General features: G+C 69.1%; 15 protein-coding genes. 10 read left to right on the plus strand and 5 right to left on the minus strand.

Going from position 1 to position 19230, the window contains the following annotated elements; genetic code table 11:
- Window positions 1–393: 393 nt before the first annotated feature.
- Both ACFQ79_RS15095 and ACFQ79_RS15100 read right to left on the minus strand, forming a co-directional pair.
- A complete protein-coding gene (locus ACFQ79_RS15095) occupies window positions 394–1491 on the minus strand; it encodes an alpha/beta hydrolase family protein (RefSeq protein ID WP_383583145.1) in 1098 nt (365 codons plus the stop codon).
- Between the two features lie 683 nt (window positions 1492–2174).
- Window positions 2175–3452, minus strand: a complete 1278-nt coding sequence (locus ACFQ79_RS15100; protein ID WP_383583147.1) for a lanthionine synthetase LanC family protein — start codon at window positions 3450–3452, stop codon at window positions 2175–2177.
- Window positions 3453–5912: 2460 nt separating this feature from the next.
- Here ACFQ79_RS15100 and ACFQ79_RS15105 point away from each other — a divergent pair.
- Both ACFQ79_RS15105 and ACFQ79_RS15110 read left to right on the plus strand, forming a co-directional pair.
- The gene (locus ACFQ79_RS15105) at window positions 5913–7250 is read left to right on the plus strand and encodes a S41 family peptidase (RefSeq protein WP_383583150.1); all 1338 of its coding nucleotides are present in this window, start codon (window positions 5913–5915) and stop codon (window positions 7248–7250) included.
- 105 nt (window positions 7251–7355) lie between these two features.
- Window positions 7356–7850: a GNAT family N-acetyltransferase gene (locus ACFQ79_RS15110; protein WP_383583152.1), complete on the plus strand. Its 495-nt coding sequence runs from the start codon at window positions 7356–7358 to the stop codon at window positions 7848–7850.
- A 50-nt stretch (window positions 7851–7900) separates the two neighbouring features.
- Here the strand turns inward: ACFQ79_RS15110 and ACFQ79_RS15115 are convergent, their stop codons facing one another.
- Both ACFQ79_RS15115 and phoU read right to left on the minus strand, forming a co-directional pair.
- Window positions 7901–8059 (minus strand): hypothetical protein, encoded by a 159-nt coding sequence (locus tag ACFQ79_RS15115; RefSeq protein WP_229315291.1) that lies wholly within the window; start codon window positions 8057–8059, stop codon window positions 7901–7903.
- Between the two features lie 90 nt (window positions 8060–8149).
- Window positions 8150–8830: a phosphate signaling complex protein PhoU gene (gene phoU / locus ACFQ79_RS15120; protein WP_383583154.1), complete on the minus strand. Its 681-nt coding sequence runs from the start codon at window positions 8828–8830 to the stop codon at window positions 8150–8152.
- Window positions 8831–9105: 275 nt separating this feature from the next.
- Between phoU and ACFQ79_RS15125 the strand changes: the two genes are divergently transcribed.
- Window positions 9106–10335 (plus strand): ATP-binding protein, encoded by a 1230-nt coding sequence (locus tag ACFQ79_RS15125; RefSeq protein ID WP_328943424.1) that lies wholly within the window; start codon window positions 9106–9108, stop codon window positions 10333–10335.
- Window positions 10332–11012 carry a response regulator transcription factor gene (locus ACFQ79_RS15130; protein ID WP_015035162.1) on the plus strand — a complete coding sequence of 227 codons (681 nt, stop codon included), beginning with the start codon at window positions 10332–10334 and terminating at the stop codon, window positions 11010–11012. Before ACFQ79_RS15125 ends, ACFQ79_RS15130 begins: the two co-directional genes overlap by 4 nt.
- Window positions 11013–11301: 289 nt before the next feature.
- On the opposite strand, the gene ACFQ79_RS15135 is transcribed toward ACFQ79_RS15130, so the two are convergent.
- Entirely contained in the window at window positions 11302–11940 is a 639-nt protein-coding gene (locus ACFQ79_RS15135; protein WP_383583157.1) for a DUF461 domain-containing protein, read from the minus strand.
- A 736-nt stretch (window positions 11941–12676) separates the two neighbouring features.
- Between ACFQ79_RS15135 and ACFQ79_RS15140 the strand changes: the two genes are divergently transcribed.
- From ACFQ79_RS15140 to ACFQ79_RS15165, 6 genes are all read left to right on the plus strand, one after another.
- Complete coding sequence (locus ACFQ79_RS15140; protein ID WP_003953493.1) at window positions 12677–13159, plus strand: CarD family transcriptional regulator; 483 nt, start codon at window positions 12677–12679, stop codon at window positions 13157–13159.
- A gap of 437 nt (window positions 13160–13596) precedes the next feature.
- A complete protein-coding gene (ispD, locus tag ACFQ79_RS15145) occupies window positions 13597–14346 on the plus strand; it encodes a 2-C-methyl-D-erythritol 4-phosphate cytidylyltransferase (protein ID WP_383583160.1) in 750 nt (249 codons plus the stop codon).
- Complete coding sequence (gene ispF / locus ACFQ79_RS15150; protein ID WP_383583163.1) at window positions 14336–14845, plus strand: 2-C-methyl-D-erythritol 2,4-cyclodiphosphate synthase; 510 nt, start codon at window positions 14336–14338, stop codon at window positions 14843–14845. Before ispD ends, ispF begins: the two co-directional genes overlap by 11 nt.
- Before the next feature lie 124 nt (window positions 14846–14969).
- Complete coding sequence (cysS, locus tag ACFQ79_RS15155; protein ID WP_383583165.1) at window positions 14970–16367, plus strand: cysteine--tRNA ligase; 1398 nt, start codon at window positions 14970–14972, stop codon at window positions 16365–16367.
- 99 nt (window positions 16368–16466) lie between these two features.
- Window positions 16467–17426, plus strand: coding sequence for a 23S rRNA (guanosine(2251)-2'-O)-methyltransferase RlmB (gene rlmB / locus ACFQ79_RS15160; RefSeq protein ID WP_319311170.1), 960 nt, complete (start codon window positions 16467–16469; stop codon window positions 17424–17426).
- Window positions 17427–17532: 106 nt separating this feature from the next.
- Window positions 17533–19158: a DoxX family membrane protein gene (locus tag ACFQ79_RS15165; protein WP_383583168.1), complete on the plus strand. Its 1626-nt coding sequence runs from the start codon at window positions 17533–17535 to the stop codon at window positions 19156–19158.
- The last annotated feature ends 72 nt before the right edge of the window (window positions 19159–19230 follow it).

Consider the following 19230-nt stretch of genomic DNA (forward strand, 5'->3'; position numbering starts at 1 on the left):
TTGCCACGGAGGACACGTACCGTAGCCCTCAGGCAACCCTGAATCAGGAGGAGGACGTCGTGACCGCACCCGTCGGCACCCCCACTTGTCGCGGGCCTAGCAACCGAATCTGACCAGTTGCACCGTTCACTGGACCGGAACGTCGGAAGCTGTGCTGATCACCTCGGAGACAGGAAAATCGGGCTGGGTGTCCCGGTCAGCTTATGGGTCTGCGATGCCGGTGAGCTCGCTGGACAGCATGGAAACGGGGATCGACCAGGGGACCACGGTTTGTCGCCACGGCAGCCGACCCCTGGTTGATCCCTTTCACGGAACCCCGATCGGCCCGGTCCTGTCCTTGGCCCGGTGCAAGCAGAGAAGGATCCCCTGTGTTCTTCTGTTGCTTCGTCTCGGTCAGCTTGAGGGCGAGCTGGTGTGCGAGCGGGAGAAGAACTCGACGAGATGGTCGCCGATTGGGCGGCCTCCTCTGTCGTAGGGGGGATTGTGCCCGCCGAGCGCTTCGATGTACTCGAGTTGGGCGCAGCGGCCCAGTGAGGCAAGTCGCTGGTGGAGTCGTCGGCTGTGGGACACGGGAATGATTGGATCTGCTGCGCCGTGGATCAGAAGTGTCCTGGTGCGGAGCTTGTCGGCGAGTCGCAGGAGGTCTCGGGGGCCGTGGCTGTCGCGGATCTCAGTGCGTCCGCCGAGCCGGTCGATAAGTCGGCGAACGTCTGCGGAAGCGTCGTTGTAGAGGAGTTCACCGCTGAGGAAGGGTGCGATCGCGGCGCAGTGGGACCACTGGTTCGGCTGCGTGGCAGCCGCCAGGAGGGCGAGGTAGGCGCCGTAGCTTGTTCCGAAGATCATTATCTCAGTGTTCGGGTGGTCCCGGTGGCGGCTGATGTGGTCGGCGATTGCGTGGATGTCGGCGAGGTCGGGTCCACCCCACGCGTGATGGATGGCCTCCTGATGGCTTTGCCCGTACCCGGTGCTGCCCCGTTGATTGATTGCGATGACCGTTCCTGCGGTGGACAGGAGAGCGAGAGTGGGATTGCAGTCGGCTCGCCAGTGGGACTCAGGTCCGCCGTGGAGAGCGACGATCACCCTTTCTGCCGTGTTCCAGGGATAGCCGTAGACCAGGGCTTCGACCGGGCCCGCAGGAGTGGGGAACAACTCGGTCCGGGCTACGGCGTTAGCCGGGGTGTCGCGTGTCGTGGTGCGGCTGTGATTCCTTGGCCGAGTTGTGAAGGCGGCCAACGTCGCTGGCTGATCCGGCGCGCTGAAGGGGAGGTGGAGCTGGCCCTGTTGGTACGAACCGTATCCTGTGATTATGCCTAACGGGATGTCTACCTTCTCTGAGGTGTCGTGCTCGAGGTGATGTCGGATCAGGACTGAACGCACCCCTTGTTCGGTCGAGAGGAAGAGGCTGGTGCCGCCAGCATCGAAGGCCAGCGGCTTCACAATCCCTTCGAGAGAATCGAGACTGCGCAGGCGGCGCAGGGGTTCGCGCAGCATGAGGGTGCGGCTGAGCCGCCCGGTGGCGAGACTCGGTGTCGAAAGGCTGCCTACGGCAAAGAGCAGACTTCCGGATTCTGGCCTCGTGAACAGGATCCGAGTCCCTGTGAGGCAGGAAGCGAGAGAGTCTACGGACCCCGTGAGTGTGTCGACGCGAACGGGTTCGCACTCGCCAGTCTCTATAAGGCGATTAAAGGCGAGGTGCCTCGCAGAGGGTTCTAGCGGCCAGCCTCCTGTGAGTCTCCCGTGTGTGGTTGCGACTGCGCGGACGCTTGGGGCCAGGTGCCACACCGTTGTGCTATCGCTTGTATGGCTCACGGCCACCGACCCTGTTCCCATCGCCAGTTCGCAGTGGGGGTTACGGAGAGTTTCAGATTCTGCCGGTCCGGCCCGCTGATGTGGCGAGAAGCGCAAGATCCCGTAGCTATCCTTTGTGGCGGGGATGAGTACGAAAATGGATCCCTGGTCGTCGACACCGGCATCGGCGAATCTCGCCCCGTGTTGAACGAGCGGCCAACGTTGTACCGCTTCGCCAACGCTCCAGCGCTCGACGATCGCTTGCCCTTTCCGATATGCGACGCATGTCGCGTGCCTGGCGCTCGGCGAGAACCGGAAGATTCCACGTCGCGTTGCTGTCCGATCGGCCGCTGGGACGTATCCGGAAACGTCGCCCCGCCCCGCTTCTAGCGGAGGAGAAGGAGGGAGGACCATGACGAAGCTCCGTGTGCATAGTCGTGGAGGGCAAGCGCGATGCCGGACGCCCCGTACAGTAGGTCGGCCGTGTCCATGCGCTTGCCGTCCACATATCGGGGAAAGCCGAATGGGGAATCTTCATCCCAGGAGTTGAGGACTGCTTGGGCCGCCTTCTCCACCAATGAGTTCAGCCTCGGGTCGTCTGCACGGCAGACTGCATTTGTTGCGGCCTGGAGAACCCCCGAGTAGCCACAGCACAGTGCGGATCCCATGACACCCCATTCCTCGACCGGTATGTCGTCGAGGAGAGAAAGCCCCTCGATACCTTCTCGGATCAGGCTGGAATCTCCCAGTGCCAGACCTGCCAAGTGAATAGCGTTGGCGATGCCGGCCGAACCCGAGCACCAGCCGTGATTCGGGATATAGCCGGGAAGATCCACGGCATCTCTGACGGCGGCTGCCGTGGGCCAGGAGTGTGCGGTGACGGACCGTAGAGCTGCCAGGTATGTGCCCAACGATCGGACCGCCTCCGGCTGATCGTCGACGTATCTACCCGCTATCAAAGAAAGCGAGAGGAATGCCAATGGTCCAGCCAACCCGTGCGCTACTCCTGTAGCGAGGACGCGAGGAGCAGTGCCGACGGGCAACTGGGATTCTCCCCACAGTGAGCTTGATATCCCTGATTCCCCACTTGCTGGAGTGAACAGTTCAGTAAGCAATTCTAGGATGGAGCGAAGCTCTGCATCGGCGCTCGACTGTCCTTGCTCTGCAGCCAGTAGTAGCAGCCGCCCGATACCGGAGAATCCGCTAATTGCCTCGTAGGATTCAGGCGGCGCAGCTTGCGACCGCTGGAGCTTTGGAAAAGGGTAACTATTCACTGCTTTCCGCGCCTGATGGCGGAGCCAGTTGCAGCCAGATTCTATGATGGGCTGCACGAGTGAATCTGAGAAGTCAAAGCGACGCATCGCCAGAACAGCGCCGATTGTCCCCGTGGTGCCTTGGAAAAGGTTGTCAGGGCGGGCGGGAAGCCTCTCGAAAGCAGCCTGCAAATTGGCGCGAACGGCAGAACAGGAATCTGATGCTCCATCCACGGAATGCTGCGCAGCAAGTAGCACGCACCCCGGCAGAACAACGTGGGCCAAATCGCGCCGCATCATATGGTTGATAACGCGAGGGGGGTATGCAAGCCTCTCTGCAACCTCAGCGGAAATGGCGGATGCTCTGGAAGCGCGACTCGCAGGCTCGCCGGTCCTGTCAGCCGTACTCATTCCCGAGCCCACGTGACTACCCTTCTATGAGAGAATGCATAGAGGTCGCCGATCAAATAGACCACGCACTGGCCCCTCGGGCGCACTGCCGACTCCACTGAGCCGTCCAGAATACCCCCAAGGGGAGAATCTGTCATTCCGTAGAGGGAATACAGATCGGGAGATTTTTAGTGCAGGGCTTACTAGACCGTGGCGGCACAGGATACCGGCCAGCAGAGCCCGCAAGTGCGCGGATGCCCCGAGGGGGTGGTGTACTGGAAGTCGCAGTCATCTCCGTGGGTTAGGTCACAGTCCAGGGCAGTGTTATTTTCCGACTCGGCGGGCATCTGCTGGAGCATAGATACATCGATCATGGTGTGTATCCTCACGTGAATGTAGCTACCCGTGTCGGGCGCCATGACACCTACGGTGAGCACTGCCGGCAGTGGCGCCCTGAGCAGTCGATACTCAACAACTTGCAGGGAAAATGATCTTTCAGTGGATTAACTCCCCGGGTGCGCTCGCTTCAGGGCGTCGCGCCCCGTATGGAGTTCGCAACGCGATCATGAACTGCGGTTGATGCACTCCTCGTAGGAGGTCGGTGGAGCTGAAGCCCGAGAGGGAAGACTTACTAGCCGCCTTGGCTCTTCGCCCTGTCTGGGCGTGGGCGCCTCTGGCAGAGAAACACGCTTGGCCACGGCTCCAACCGGACAGCCCGGATGCCACCGGTCGGGCTGTCCGGGCTGACTTTCCCGGTCAGGCCTTCAATCGGACAGTCGGACACCAGGGGCACCCCGGCTATGGCAGAAGATGCGTGTTCACAGTACAGGCCGCCGCAGCGAGGTCTGGGAGCTCCACGACCTCGACACTAGCCCGGTCATGGCCAGCTCCTCGCACCTCGCCGTCCGCCTTGCGCCGGATTGGGGAGGGTCTGCGGCCCTCTGCGCAGACAAGAGGAGCACGCGCCGCCGACGGGGTGCTCCTCTTGTCTGTGTGAGGCGGCGGCGGTCTGGGTGGCCGACCGCCGCAGTGGCCCCGTGATTCGGGAGTCAGCGTCCGGTGGTCGCCCGTGCTAAGAGCGCTTTGACCTGGGATGATCCTCTTAGAGGGGAGCCGTTCTTACGGACGCTGCGGACGCTTGCGGGCGCTACACATTTTGTTCAGCGTCCGCACGGAAACCGCAGGTCAGGGACCGCACGGAAGGTGCGTCGGACGCTGCGGACGCTGTTTTCTCTCAACCCTCTAGGACGAGAGAAAGAGGCTTTTCAGGAGCGGGCCGACCGAGGGTGCGCATCGCCGTCCTCTCCCCTCTGAAAGGCCCTCCCTCCCGACGCTCCTCGCAGTGGCAGGAGGCCAGAGCCCTCGATGCCCCGCTCCGGCGCTCACGGAAGTGACCACGCCGCACGGTCGGTTGGTGGACTCTTCCCAGAACACGCGGCAGCTCGCTGGCGTTGCTGCTCCGGACCTGCTGGCCCGTAGGGAGAGCCACTGCCTACTGCCCAACCCGCCGAGTGGGCAGTAGAACGGCCCTCTACTGCCCACCCAGCCTCCTGAGCAGGGCTCTGGGCAGTAGGCAGTAGCGCCAGAACGTCGATGTGCTGACCGTTGCCCGCGCGCTGCTGGGGAAGGGGGCGTACCCCACTAAGCAGTAGTCGCCCGACGGGCACACCGACACGGGACGGTGGGCGCCCGAGGGACGTCCGCCCGGCGGCCGGCGTACGGCCGGGCACCACCCCCGGCCGTACGCCCAGTACGCGGTGCCGGTGCACCCAGGCGCTAACCCCTAACGCGCTACTCACGGACGAGTTGGCCTGCTATCGGGGGCGCTAACGTTAGCGGGCCGTCCGGCTATCGCTAGCGGTACGGCCCGCCCTGCGCTGGGCCCTCTCTGGGCCCTCCGGCGTCGACCATTGACCACCAGCGTCGACCAACAACGACCGCTCGACCGCAGGTCAGTCGCGGTACGCGCCTCTCTGACCAGGGGCGGAAGGCGGGCCCTCCAGACCCAGGGCAAGAAGTAACCCTGGTCGCGATCAAGGCCCCCACCTGCGGTTTCTCCGTGGGTGGGGGCCTCGTTCATGGCTGGGCCCTGCGGCCTGGGCCCTGCGACCTGGGCCCTGCGGCCTGGGCCCTCAGGGGGCCACGCCGGGTTCAGCCGGCGAGTCCGCCGAAGAAGGCGCGGACGTCGCTGACGAACGCCCCGGGCTCCTCCGGCGGGACCCTCTCCGTCCATCTGGGCATGCTCGACTTCGACTTCGAGGTCTCCGACTCTGACTCCGACTCCGAATCCGCCGGTCCGACGGCCCGCTGAGGCGGGCGTCCGGGGGTTACCCCCCGCTCGGGCCACCGGTTCGCCGGATGTTCCCCGGGCGCACCTCCCGGCCATGATCGTTTTCTGTGCGGGGCCGCACCGGCCCGGCACGCCATGGACGAGAACGGGGAAGCCGGATGCGACACAAGAGGCTCGGAGGAGCCATCGCCATGACGATCGTCATGGCATCGGCCCTGGCCGCCGGGACTGCCCTGCCCGCCGCCGCGGCGGGACACCCGACCGGCGCAGGGAGTTCGGTCGACGGCGTCTGGCGCGTGGACGGCTACGGCACGGTCCTGTCGATCGCGGACGGGCGGCTGCAGGAGTACCAGACCACGGCGATCAGCTGCGTCCCCGGAGAGGCGGCCGTCCGGACCGCCCCGGGCACCTACCGCACCGAGGACAAGACCCTGCTCACGGTCCGCCCGCAGGGAACGCTGCACGTGGCCGGCGCCACCGGCGACCGCCGGCTCCGGCGCCTCGCAGCGCTGCCGGACACCTGCGACCACGTGCTGCCCGCCGACGAGGTGCCGGCACCGACGGCCTTCGACGTCTTCTGGCAGACCTTCGAGGAGAACTACCCCTTCTTCGCGGACCGGGGCATCGACTGGCACGCCGTCCGGGACGCCTACCGCCCCCAGGTCCACGCGGACACCACCAGGGAGGAACTCCTCTCCCTCTTCGACGACATGGTGGCTCCGCTGAACGACGCGCACGTCTCCGTCTCCTACGGGAAGCACCGTTCCGACCCCCACGTCCGGCCCGGCACCACGAGCGATCTCCAGGGCCTGGACGCCAGGGCCAAGGAGCACATCATCCGGCGGGACCTCGGCGGGAGGACTCCACAGGAGTTCGGGAACGGTCGCATCTCCTACGCCGACCTGCCCGACGGGCAGGGCTACCTGCGGATCTCCGGATTCGCGGGCTACGACCCCGAGGACCGCACCTACGCCGGCGGGCTCGCCGAACTGGACCGGGCACTGGACGCCGTCCTCACCCGCGAGCGCACGCGGTCGCTCCGAGGGCTGATCATCGACCTCCGGCTCAACGGCGGCGGCGACGACGCCCTGGGCGTGCACCTCGCCGGACGCCTGACCGACACCCCGTACCTCGCCTACCGCAAGCGCACCCGGTACACCCCGCCGCAGTCCGTCCGGGTGGAGCCGGCCCGCGACACCCCCCGCTACACCGGACCCGTCGCCGTGCTCACGGCCGACACGACGTTCAGCGCGGGGGAGACCTTCGTCCAGGCCCTCATCGACCGGCCCGGCCGGACCGTCCGCATCGGCGGACCGACGCAGGGCGTCTTCTCGGACATGCTGGACCGCGCGCTCCCGAACGGCATGGAGTTCACCCTGCCGAACGAGGAGTTCCTGACCCGCACGGGGAGGACCTTCGACGTCACCGGCATCCCGCCGCACCTGCCGACACCGGTCTTCACCGAGAAGGAGTTCGAGCAGAACCGCGACTCCGCCTTCGACACGGCCGTGGCGACGCTGAAGCGCTGAGGCCCGGCACCGCCGAGGCCCGGCACCGCCGAGGGGAGACTCCGAGCCGGCCTGCGCACGTAAATTGGCGCGCCGAATTCGCGCGAGCTCGCTACCGTCCGCCCCATGAGCACCCGCCCCTCTCTCCGCCTGGAGAAGATCACCCCCGCCACCGTCGACGCCGCCCTCGCTCTGCGTGTCCACCCCCATCAGGAGCGGAACGTCGCTCCCGTCTCGACCTCCCTCGCCGAGGCCTATGCCTTCGGGGAGGCCGCATGGCCGCGGCTGATCTTCGACGGGGACCAGCTCGTCGGCTTCCTGATGGCCTTCGTCGACCTCCAGTGGAACGCCGAGAAGGACCCCGACGACCGCCGCAGCGGTCTCTGGCGGCTCAACATCGCCGCCGAGGGGCAGGGCAAGGGATACGGCCGGTTCGCCGTCGAGGCCGTCCGCGACGAGCTGCGCCGGCGCGGCGCCTCGCAGCTGTACGTCACCTGGGAACCCGGCGAGGACGGGCCCGGCGCCTTCTACGAGCGGCTCGGCTTCCGTCCCACGGGGGAGACCAGCGGCGACCAGATCGTGGGGGTGGCGGAGACGGGGAGCGGGGAGAGCGAGCAGTGAGAAGGGGGTGGGGTGCGGACGCCGCACCCCACCCCCTCCGTCGCACCGGGTCAGCCCGAGCAGCCGCCGCACTGGCACGGGCCGCCCGACTGGCAGCCGCAGCCGCAGCCCGAGCCGCACCCGCAGGCGCCCAGGAGGGGCAGGTGCACCGCCTCACGCGGTGCCTCCGCCCCGGAGTCGGTCACGGTCGTGTCGGGGGATTCGGCCATGGGGGTCCCTCCCTTTCGAGGCGCACATCGCCTCCCCCCATTGCATGCCCACCCGGACCGGCGCATCAACGGCGCATCGGCGCCCGCGCGCTACGCGCCCTCGACCGGCGCGTCCGCCGCCTGGAGCTCGTCCGCGTGCTCACCCGTCACCAGGTACACCACACGCTTCGCCACCGACACCGCGTGGTCGGCGAACCGCTCGTAGTAGCGGCCGAGCAGCGTCACGTCGACCGCCGTCTCGATGCCGTGCTTCCAGCGCTCGTCGATCAGGTGCTGGAACAGCGTCCGGTGCAGCAGGTCCATCTCGTCGTCGTCCTGCTCCAGCTGGAGCGCCAGGTCGACGTCCTTCGTGATGATGACCTCCGCCGCCTTCGCCATCAGGCGCTGCGCCAGCTGCCCCATCTCCAGGATGGTCGCGTGCAGGTCCCGCGGCACCGCGGACTCGGGGAACCGCAGCCGGGCGAGCTTCGCCACGTGCTGCGCCAGGTCGCCCGAGCGCTCCAGGTCGGCGCTCATACGCAGCGAGGTCACCACGATGCGCAGATCCGTCGCCACCGGCTGCTGCCGCGCGAGCAGCGCTATCGCCCGGGCCTCCAGCTCGTGCTGGAGATCGTCGACCTTCTGGTCGGCGGCGATCACGCTCTCCGCGAGCTTGAGATCCGCGTCGAGCATCGCCGTGGTGGCGCGCCCGACCGCCGACCCGACGAGCCGGGCCATCTCGACCAGGCTCTCGCCGATCGAGTCCAGTTCCTCGTGGTACGCGTCCCGCATGGATGTCCCTCTCTACACAAAGCTTGGCAAAGCTCCGGGGTCCGGATGGGGCCTCGGATCCCCACGTTCCCACCTTCGGCCCCTCACGCGTCCGGCTCCACCCGCACACATGAATCAATACTTTCCCCAAGGTGAACTCTGGGCGACGTAAGCCGCTGTCCCTCCCGGTACATGTGAACCAACCAGGTCCTCGGGGTGAACTCTGAGCGACGAGTGTTCGAGGAGCCACTCGGACGGCTGGGAGAGAGTCCTCGCACCCGCATAACCTGGGAGGCATGGACGTGAACGCGGCGGTCGCCGCATTGGCCGCGATCGCCGGCGTGTGCACCGGCGTGATCGCCATGCTGGCGTTCCGCTGGAGCGAGCGCGACCAGGCGAGACCCACCCGTACTTCCCTGCACACCGACGCCGTGCTCCCGCCCGGCGTCGACACCGTGCTGTCCGTGCTGCGCTCCTCCGCGGTCGTCCTCGACGAGAGCGACTCCGTGGTGAAGGCCAGCTCGGCGGCGTACGCACTCGGCCTGGTCCGCGGCGGGAAACTGGCTGTCGAGCCCATGCTCAACATGGCCCGTGACACCCGCCGAGACGGAGAGATACGACAGGTCGAACTGGACCTGGCCCGGCGCGGCAGCGGACGCGGCGAGGCCCTCGCCGTCTCCGCCCGGGTCGCCCCGCTGGGCTCGCGCCTCGTACTGCTGCTGGTCGAGGACCTCACCGAGGCCCGTCGCATCGAAGCGGTACGGCGCGACTTCGTCGCCAACGTGAGCCATGAGCTCAAGACCCCGACGGGCGCGCTCTCCCTGCTCTCCGAGGCGGTCATGGACGCCTCGGACGACCCCGAGGCGGTCACCCGCTTCGCCGGCCGCATGCAGATAGAGGCGACCCGCCTCACCAACCTCGTACAGGAGCTCATCGACCTCTCCCGCGTGCAGAACGACGACCCGCTGGAAGACTCCGAGCCCGTGTCCGTGGACGAACTCGTCGCCGAGGCGATCGACCGCTCCCGGCAGCCCGCCTCCACCAAGCAGATCACCATGGTGTCGGGGGGCGCGGCCGACCTGTACGTCTGGGGCAGCCGCGGTCAGCTCGCCGCCGCCCTGGGCAACCTCGTGGAGAACGCCGTCAACTACTCACCGGCCCGTACGAGGGTGGGCATCGCCGCCCGCCACATCGCGGCGCCGGGCGGGGACCTGATCGAGATAGCCGTCACCGACCAGGGCATCGGCATCTCCGAGCGCGACCGCGAACGCATCTTCGAGCGCTTCTACCGCGTCGACCCGGCCCGCTCCCGTGCCACCGGCGGTACGGGACTCGGCCTGGCCATCGTCAAGCACGTGGCCGCCTCCCACGGCGGAGAGGTCACCGTCTGGAGCACCGAGGGCCAGGGCTCCACCTTCACCTTGCGGCTGCCCGAGGCGGGCGCCGTACGGGACCGCCGACCCGCCTCGTCCCCCACCCCTGATCTCATGACCGAACCGCTTCCTGCCCCGGAGGTCCTTCCGTGACCCGAGTGCTTGTCGTCGAGGATGAGGAATCCTTCAGCGACGCCCTGTCCTACATGCTTCGCAAGGAGGGCTTCGAAGTCGCAGTAGCGGCGACCGGGCCCGACGGCCTCGACGAGTTCGAGCGCAACGGGGCCGACCTCGTCCTCCTCGACCTGATGCTTCCGGGGCTCCCCGGTACCGAGGTGTGCCGTCAGCTGCGCGGCCGCTCGAACGTCCCCGTCATCATGGTGACGGCCAAGGACAGCGAGATCGACAAGGTCGTCGGGCTGGAGATAGGAGCCGACGACTACGTGACGAAGCCCTTCTCCTCGCGGGAGCTGGTCGCCCGCATCCGCGCGGTCCTGCGCCGCCGCGGTGAGCCGGAGGAGGTCACCCCCGCGGCCCTGGAGGCCGGCCCGGTCCGTATGGACGTCGACCGCCACGTGGTGACGGTCGCGGGCGGCAAGGTCGACCTGCCCCTGAAGGAGTTCGACCTCCTGGAGATGCTGCTGCGCAACGCGGGCCGTGTGCTGACCCGCATGCAGCTCATCGACCGGGTCTGGGGCGCGGACTACGTCGGCGACACCAAGACCCTCGACGTCCACGTCAAGCGCCTCCGCGCCAAGATCGAGCCGGACCCCGGTGCCCCGCGCTACCTGGTCACGGTCCGGGGCCTGGGCTACAAGTTCGAGCCGTAGACCGGCCCACGGCCTCGGCCGCACGAGACCGGACTCTGGCCCCGCGAGGTCGGACCCCGGGCCCCGCGCGGTCGGCCCACGTCCGCGCGCGGTCGGCCCACGTCCGCGCGCGGCCGGACCACGACGGCGCGCGGTAGGCCGACGGCCGCACGAGGCCGGACCCCGGCCCCGCGCGGCCGGTCCTCCGCCCCGCGCGGACGGGCGCAGTCCGGCGTCGGATGTCGGTGGACGGATACACATGAAGGGCGCCCTCCCCGCCGGGGAGGGCGCCCTTCACATGTGCGTACGGTCAGTGGCCGGCCGCGTGGCTCGCCTCGCCCGACGGCTCGCCGGTGGCCTCGCCGCCGTGCTCGCCCTCGGCCGCGCCCGAGGGCGTCGCCGTGGCGGTCGGCTCGGTGCCCGGGGGCGCCGGGATGATCGTCGGGCCGAAGTCCTTGAAGTAGCTCGTCGCCGGGACCACGAAGGCGTCCAGGCCCACGTCGCCGGTGCGGCTGAGCTTGAAGACGACCTTCTGGGCGTCGCCGTCGCGGGTGGCCTCGCTGCCGTTCTCGATGACGGCGGAGGCGTTGCCCTCGCCGCCGATCACGACGGAGCCGTTGGCCGGGACGACGACCGGGCCGGCGCCCGTGGCCGGCTTCAGCGCCACGGTGGCGTTGCTGCCCGGCAGGGTGATGGACTGGATCGTCTGGGGCAGCCGACCGTTGTTGAAGACGGTGGCCGAGACGACGGCCGGGCCCTTGGCCACGTCCAGCGGCTGTGTGATCACCAGAGCGTTCTGGATCTTGACGTCGTCCACGGTGACGGCGGCGTTGTCCGGCTTGACGCCGAGCGTCTGCGCGTCGTTGCCCGCACCACAGGCGGACAGCGCGGCGATGGAGAAAACGATGGCGGTGGCGGCGAGGGCGCCGCGTCGAAGGCTGCGGCTCACGGCGGCGGCATCTCCTAGGACGTACGGACGGGCTAAGGACAGGCTTCGGACTGCTTCGGGCCCAAAGGCCAACTAAGACCAGCTAAGACCAACTAAGGGTGTGTCAGCGCGCTCAGGTTACCGAGCCGCACTCTCCGTCCCGCACCCGACCCGCCCCTTACCGGCCGCGGGGTCTCCGGGCGCGCTCCGGGAGCGGCCCCGAGGCGGCTCCGGGCCGGCTCCGGTTCGGCTCCGCTTCGGCCCCCGGGGCTGCTCCGGGGCGGCCCCGCATCCGTCCGCCGTTCTCGCCGTGCACCGGCCGCTGTGGCTGGATCACGACCCATTGACCTGTTGTTCACATAACCGCCTTGATCAATTCGAGGGCCGCCCCGCATTCCCCGGAGCCGTACCTCCGGAAAAACCCCGACCGGCGTCCGCTGATCAATTACGGAATCACCCCGTGATGCATCCGTACGGGTGGACGATCCTCGAACGGAGTACGTTGGGAAGGCCACACCGAACCCGACAAAACGGGGCATCATCCCTCCCCGGAGGGGCCTCGGGTAGGTGTAACGTGCGCGTTTCTCTCCGTCCGCGCAGCCGCTCCGACCTGCGAATACCGCCTTCCGGAAGCCCTCCGCAGCACGATCGGCTTGCTGTTGTCAAGCCCCGAGATATGCCCTGACCTGCGAAAACGCCATTCAGAAGAAGCCGTATCCGTGTTACCCTGGATAGCCACGGAAGGGGTACCTGTCACATGACGTTCAAGGTTGGCGACACCGTGGTCTATCCCCATCACGGGGCCGCGCTGATCGAGGCCATCGAAACTCGCCAGATCAAAGGCGTGGACAAGACCTACTTGGTGCTCAAGGTCGCGCAGGGCGACCTGACGGTTCGTGTGCCGGCGGACAATGCGGAGTTCGTCGGTGTTCGCGACGTAGTCGGTCAGGACGGGCTGGACCGGGTCTTCGAGGTGCTGCGCGCGCCGTACGCCGAAGAGCCGACGAACTGGTCCCGTCGCTACAAGGCAAATCTCGAGAAGCTCGCCTCCGGCGATGTCATCAAGGTCGCCGAAGTAGTCCGCGACCTGTGGCGGCGTGAGCGCGAGCGCGGTCTCTCCGCCGGTGAGAAGCGCATGCTCGCCAAGGCTCGGCAGATCCTGGTCAGCGAGCTGGCCCTCGCGGAGAACACGAACGAGGACAAGGCCGAGGCTCTCCTCGACGAGGTCCTCGCGTCCTGAGCGTGCTCTGAAGACATCCGAGCGCGCTACCAAGTGAAGCAATGCCGTGGTGCCCGTCGGCGTGCTGTGATCCACACAGTGCTGCCGCCGGGCACCGCGGCATTTCACGACTGCGGTGTTCACGACTGCGGTGTTTCACGAGTGTGGTGTTCACGTGTGCCGCGTCGCACCACTGCGACGTCTCGCCACCGCGACATCGCACCACTCACCCCTGCGACACCGCACGACCGCGCCAGCACGCATGTTCCTGTACGCACTTTCGCGTACGCGCGTTCATGTACGTATGCTCTCGTTCCCCCTGTTACGTCCGAACCCCTGTGCGTGGACGTCAACGCCTCGACCGTCGTCACGGAAAGGGCCCGGTCAAGGCGGAGCGTCCGGCACGGTGAGGCCATACCCATGTCGGCCGCGGAAACAAACCTGCCGGAGTGCAACCGATGTCAGACGAAGCGCGTCCTCCTCGTACCGCCGTGGTGATCCCGGCGGCCGGACGGGGCGTACGCCTCGGCCCGGGCGCCCCCAAGGCGCTGCGCGCGCTGAACGGCACCCCCATGCTCATCCACGCCGTCCGCGCGATGGCCGCCTCCCGCGCGGTCTCGCTCGTCGTCGTGGTCGCACCCCCCGACGGCGCCCCCGAGGTCAAGAACCTCCTCGACGCCCACGCCCTCCCCGAGCGCACCGATTACCTGGTCGTACCCGGCGGTGACACCCGCCAGGAGTCCGTACGCCTCGGCCTCGACGCGCTCCCCGAGGGCATCGGCGTCGTCCTCGTCCACGACGCGGCCCGCCCGCTCGTCCCCGTCGACACCGTGGACGCGGTCATCGAGGCCGTACGGGACGGGGCCGTCGCCGTCGTCCCCGCCCTGCCCGTCGCCGACACCGTCAAGGAGGTCGAGCCGGCCGAGAAGCCGGGCGACCCCGAGCAGGTCGTCGCCACCCCCGTCCGGGCCCGGCTCCGCGCCGTCCAGACCCCCCAGGGCTTCGACCACGACACCCTGGTCAACGCCCACGCCACCATCGCCCTCACCGGTGAGGGCGCCACCGACGACGCCGGTATGGTCGAGCGGCTCGGCGCGCCCGTCGTCGTCGTGCCCGGCCACGAGGAGGCCTTCAAGGTGACCCGCCCCCTCGACCTCGTCCTCGCCGAGGCCGTACTCGCCCGCAGGAGGGCCAACGATGGCTTCTGAGCCGATGAACCTCCCCCGTACCGGCATCGGTACCGACGTCCACGCCTTCGAGCAGGGCCGCGAACTCTGGTGCGCGGGCCTCCTCTGGGACGCCGAGGAGAACGACGGATACGGCCTCGCCGGGCACTCCGACGGTGACGTGGCCGCCCACGCCGCCTGTGACGCGCTCTTCTCCGCCGCCGGCGTCGGCGACCTCGGCGCCCACTTCGGCACCTCCCGCCCCGAGTACTCCGGCGCCTCCGGCGTCACCCTGCTCGCGGAGGCCGCCCGGATCGTCCGCGCCGAGGGGTACGAGATCGGCAACATCGCCGTCCAGGTCATCGGCGTCCGCCCCAAGGTCGGCAAGCGGCGCGACGAGGCGCAGAAGGCGCTGAGCGAGGCGGCCGGCGCACCGGTCTCCGTCTCCGGCACCACGACGGACGGCCTCGGTCTGACGGGCCGCGCGGAGGGCCTCGCGGCGCTCGCGACGGCCCTCGTGTACCCGGTGGCACGCGCGTAACGGCGTTCCGGAGAGTCCGTCATCACGTTCACCGGTACCGGCATCCACCGGTACCGGTGAAAAACGTCATCGGAGACGGCGAACAGGTATCGGGGCACTACCACACGCCCACTACCCTGGAGTGGTGACTATTCGCCTGTACGACACCAGCGCCCGGCAGATCCGTGACTTCACCCCGCTCACGCCGGGCCAGGTCTCGATCTACCTCTGTGGTGCCACCGTCCAGGCGGCCCCGCACATCGGCCACATCCGGTCGGGGCTGAACTTCGACATCATGCGCCGCTGGTTCGCCTACCGCGGCTACGACGTCACGTTCATCCGCAACGTCACCGACATCGACGACAAGATCATCAGGAAGGGCGCCGAGCAGGGCCGCCCCTGGTGGTCCATCGGCTACGAGAACGAGCGCGCGTTCAACTCCGGTTACGACGCGCTCGGTTGCCTGCCGCCCAGCTACGAGCCCCGCGCCACCGGGCACGTTCCCGAGATGATCGAGATGATGCGCGGCCTCATCGAGCGCGGTCACGCGTACGAGGCCGACGGCAGCGTCTACTTCGACGTCCGCTCCTTCCCGGGCTACCTGGAGCTGTCCAACCAGGACATCGACGACCTCCGCCAGCCCGACGAGGGCGTCTCCGGCAAGCGCGACCCGCGCGACTTCGCGATGTGGAAGGCGACCAAGCCGGGCGAGCCCGACTGGGAGACCCCGTGGGGCCGCGGCCGTCCCGGCTGGCACCTGGAGTGCTCGGCGATGGCCCACAAGTACCTGGGCTCCGCCTTCGACATCCACGGCGGCGGCCTCGACCTGATCTTTCCCCACCACGAGAACGAGATCGCCCAGGCCAAGGCCTTCGGCGACTCCTTCGCCCAGTACTGGGTGCACAACGCCTGGGTCACCATGAGCGGCGAGAAGATGTCGAAGTCGCTCGGCAACAGCGTGCTGGTGTCCGAGATGGTGAAGAACTGGCGCCCCATCGTCCTCCGCTACTACCTGGGCACCCCGCACTACCGCTCGATGATCGAGTACAGCGAGGAGTCCCTGCGCGAGGCCGAGTCGGCGTTCGCCCGGATCGAGGGCTTCGTCCAGCGCGCCACCGAGAAGGCCGGCAAGGACGTCGCCCCCGCCGCCGAGGTGCCGCCGGCCTTCGCCGAGGCCATGGACGACGACCTGGGCGTGCCGCACGCGCTCGCGATCATCCACACCACCGTCCGGCAGGGCAACAGCGCCCTCGCCGCCGACGACAAGGACGAGGCCATCGCCCGCCTCGCCGAGGTCCGGGCCATGCTCGGCGTCCTCGGCCTGGACCCGCTCGACCCGCACTGGGCCGAGGAGACCGGTGGCGGCGACGAGCTCCACGGCGCCGTCGACACCCTCGTACGGCTCGTGCTCCAGCAGCGCGAATCGGCCCGCGAGCGCAAGGACTGGGCGACCGCGGACGCGATCCGCGACCAGCTCAACCAGTCCGGCCTCGCCATCGAGGACAGCCCCGACGGCCCCCGCTGGACGCTGGGCAACCGTTAGAAGACGTGCCGCTCGGGCCTCCGGGCGGCACACTTCAGTTACAGACCTTGTACGAGGGCCGAGTACGCCTCCGTACGCAACACCGAGGATTAGGTAGTCATGGCCGGGAACAGCCAGCGCAGGAACCGTCGCACGTCCAACAAGAAGGGTGCGACGATCGGCAGCGGTGGCCAGCGGCGCAAGGGCCTCGAAGGCAAGGGCCCGACGCCCAAGGCCGAAGCCCGCAAGGGCCACAAGGCATTCCGCGTCAACAACGCGATGGCCCGGAACGCGGCCAAGCGCAAGCCCGTCGTCCGCCGCGGCGGCAAGGGCCAGTCCGAGATGGTCGTCGGCCGCAACCCGGTCTTCGAGGCCCTGCGCGACGGCGTGCCCGCCTCGACGCTGTACGTGCAGCAGTTCATCGACAACGACGAGCGCGTGCGCGAGGCCCTGAACCTCGCCACCGGCCGCGGCAACATCAACATCATGGAGGCGCCGCGCCCCGAGCTCGACCGGATGACGAACGGCCTGAACCACCAGGGCCTCGTCCTCCAGGTCCCGCCGTACGAGTACGCGCACCCCGAGGACCTCGTCACGGCCGCGTTCGACGACCACGACGACCCGCTGATCGTCGCCCTCGACGGCGTCACCGACCCGCGCAACCTCGGCGCCGTCGTCCGTTCCGTCTCCGCCTTCGGCGGCCACGGCGTCGTCGTCCCCGAGCGGCGCGCCGCCGGCATGACCGCCGGTGCGTGGAAGACCTCGGCCGGCACCGCCGCCCGTACCCCGGTCGCCCGCGCCACCAACCTGACGCGCTGCCTCGAGCAGTACCAGAAGGCCGGCGTCACGGTCGTCGGCCTCGCCGCCGACGGCGACCGCGAGGTGCACGAGCTGGAGGAGCTGGGCGGTCCGGTCGTCATCGTCGTCGGCTCCGAGGGCAAGGGCCTGTCCCGCCTCGTCGGCGAGACCTGCGACTTCCTCGTCCGCATCCCGATGCCGGGCGGCGCCGAGTCGCTGAACGCCGGTGTCGCGGCCGGTGTCGTGCTCTACGAGGCGGCCCGCCGCCGGATGGCCCGCTGACACCGGGCCGGTAGTACTTCCGGCCCCGGCCGTGGCGTGATCTTGACGGGTCTCGGACATTTGCGAGCCGTCAAGGCAGTGTCCTAAACCCAGATCACTCGGTTAGATGAGTGTGGACACCAGAACGCCCCGGCCGGGGTTCGACGATCAGCCCGCGTTGAGCATGGTCAAGGTGGATTCCGATCCCGCCCAGGTGATCGTGAACCACGCCAGCTTCCGTGTGCGGCTCGCGCCTGCCCCGCAGCCGAAGATCGGCGCCGGGGCCCGCACCGCAGCCCTCTCCGGGGCCGGGGCAGGAGCGGGCGGACCGCGCCGTCGCCCCGTCGTATGGACCGGAAAGTCCTCGCCGGGCGCGACCGGCCTCCTCCAGGCCGTGCGGGAGTCCTCCGTCTCCACGCTCGAGCCGTCGGTCGGCCACGGCGGCCGTGACGGCGGCCTCGGCCACGCGGGCCTGGACGCGGGCTCCACCCAGGCCATCCCGCGCATCGACGACACCATGCCCACCCCCGTGGTGACCGCCGACTCCGGCCCCCTGCTGCCCCCGATGCGCCGCGCCGAGGGCGCGTACGACGATCTGTACGAGCTCCGGCCCGAGACCGAAGGCCCCGGCTCGGCGGCGTACGAGGACGAGACGGCGGAGGCCCGGCCCGCACCGCGCCACGGGCAGGACGCCGTCCGGCACGCCTACTACCCCGGCCGCCGGATGAACCTCGGCGTCGTCCTCCTCCCGCTCCGCGTCTTCCTCGGCTTCATCTCCATCTACGCGGGCATGGGCAAGCTCTGCGACCCCGTCTACTTCGACGGCGGCGAGCGCGGCTCCATGGTCAAGTGGCTCAACTCCCTGCACCCCTGGCCCCTCGCCGAACCCCTCCGCGACTTCGCCCTCCAGCACCCGGTCGGCGCCGGACTCACCGTCGCCTTCCTCCAGGTCGTCGTCGGCGTCCTCACCGTCCTCGGCCTCTGGCAGCGCGTCGCCGCCGTCGTCGGAGCCCTGCTCTCCGCAGCGCTGCTCCTCACGGTCAGCTGGAAGACCGTCCCGGTCTACGACTCCGCCGACATCATCTTCCTGGCCGCCTGGTCCCCGCTGATCATCGCCGGCGCCCCCGTCTACTCGATCGACGCCCGCCTCGCCGGCGAGGCCTGGCGCACCCTCGGACCGCGCGCCGACCTGTGGGACCTGCGCCGCCGCGTCATCCGCCGCAGCACCCTCGTCGCCGCGGTCGTCGTCGGCCTCACCCTCCTCATCGGCTCCGTCCTCGGCGGCGCCGTCCGCTCCACCGAGATGGTCACCGTCCCGGGCCCCAACGACGACCCGATCAACCACCTCCCGGGCCGGCCGCTCCCCACCGAGCCGACGCGCCGCGCCCCCTCCAAGGCCGCGTCCACCGTGCCCGCGCCCGCCGCGACCAGCGAGGCCCCGGCCGAGCGCGAGGAGACGCGGGAGGCGACCCGGCCCACCGAGAGCACCCGCGAGGCCACCCGGACGCAGGAGCAGCGGCCGACGGCCACGCAGGGCACGGGCACCGGCACCGGTGGCGGCAGCAGCAGCCGTACGCCCACGCGGTCCGCCCCGGAGCCCCCGCCGTCCACCAGCGACACCCCGAGCAGCACGGGCGGCAGCACGTCGGGCGGCGGCTCCGGAGGCGGCTCGACCGGCTCGACGGGCACGCCGTCGGAGAGCAGCTCGACATCGGGCGGGGCGAGGAACCCGATCGGCGGACTGCTGGGCTGAGGCTCCGTACGGCCGGAGGCCCGGACGTACGGACCTCCGGCCGGGACCACGGCCACGGACACGGAAGAGGGC

Source organism: Streptomyces sp. NPDC056480 (genome assembly GCF_042795405.1).
Classification (GTDB): domain Bacteria; phylum Actinomycetota; class Actinomycetes; order Streptomycetales; family Streptomycetaceae; genus Streptomyces.

What these genes read in the sequence shown, in the direction of transcription:
- phoU (WP_383583154.1), bottom strand. Translation starts at nt 8,830, where the DNA reads ATGCGGGACGCGTACCACGAGGAACTGGACTCGATCGGCGAGAGCCTG.
- ispF (WP_383583163.1), top strand. Translation starts at nt 14,336, where the DNA reads ATGGCTTCTGAGCCGATGAACCTCCCCCGTACCGGCATCGGTACCGAC.
- ACFQ79_RS15100 (WP_383583147.1), bottom strand. Translation starts at nt 3,452, where the DNA reads ATGAGTACGGCTGACAGGACCGGCGAGCCTGCGAGTCGCGCTTCCAGA.
- ACFQ79_RS15110 (WP_383583152.1), top strand. Translation starts at nt 7,356, where the DNA reads ATGAGCACCCGCCCCTCTCTCCGCCTGGAGAAGATCACCCCCGCCACC.
- ACFQ79_RS15095 (WP_383583145.1), bottom strand. Translation starts at nt 1,491, where the DNA reads ATGCTGCGCGAACCCCTGCGCCGCCTGCGCAGTCTCGATTCTCTCGAA.
- ACFQ79_RS15105 (WP_383583150.1), top strand. Translation starts at nt 5,913, where the DNA reads ATGACGATCGTCATGGCATCGGCCCTGGCCGCCGGGACTGCCCTGCCC.
- ACFQ79_RS15165 (WP_383583168.1), top strand. Translation starts at nt 17,533, where the DNA reads ATGAGTGTGGACACCAGAACGCCCCGGCCGGGGTTCGACGATCAGCCC.
- ACFQ79_RS15115 (WP_229315291.1), bottom strand. Translation starts at nt 8,059, where the DNA reads ATGGCCGAATCCCCCGACACGACCGTGACCGACTCCGGGGCGGAGGCA.
- ACFQ79_RS15125 (WP_328943424.1), top strand. Translation starts at nt 9,106, where the DNA reads ATGGACGTGAACGCGGCGGTCGCCGCATTGGCCGCGATCGCCGGCGTG.
- ispD (WP_383583160.1), top strand. Translation starts at nt 13,597, where the DNA reads ATGTCAGACGAAGCGCGTCCTCCTCGTACCGCCGTGGTGATCCCGGCG.
- ACFQ79_RS15140 (WP_003953493.1), top strand. Translation starts at nt 12,677, where the DNA reads ATGACGTTCAAGGTTGGCGACACCGTGGTCTATCCCCATCACGGGGCC.
- rlmB (WP_319311170.1), top strand. Translation starts at nt 16,467, where the DNA reads ATGGCCGGGAACAGCCAGCGCAGGAACCGTCGCACGTCCAACAAGAAG.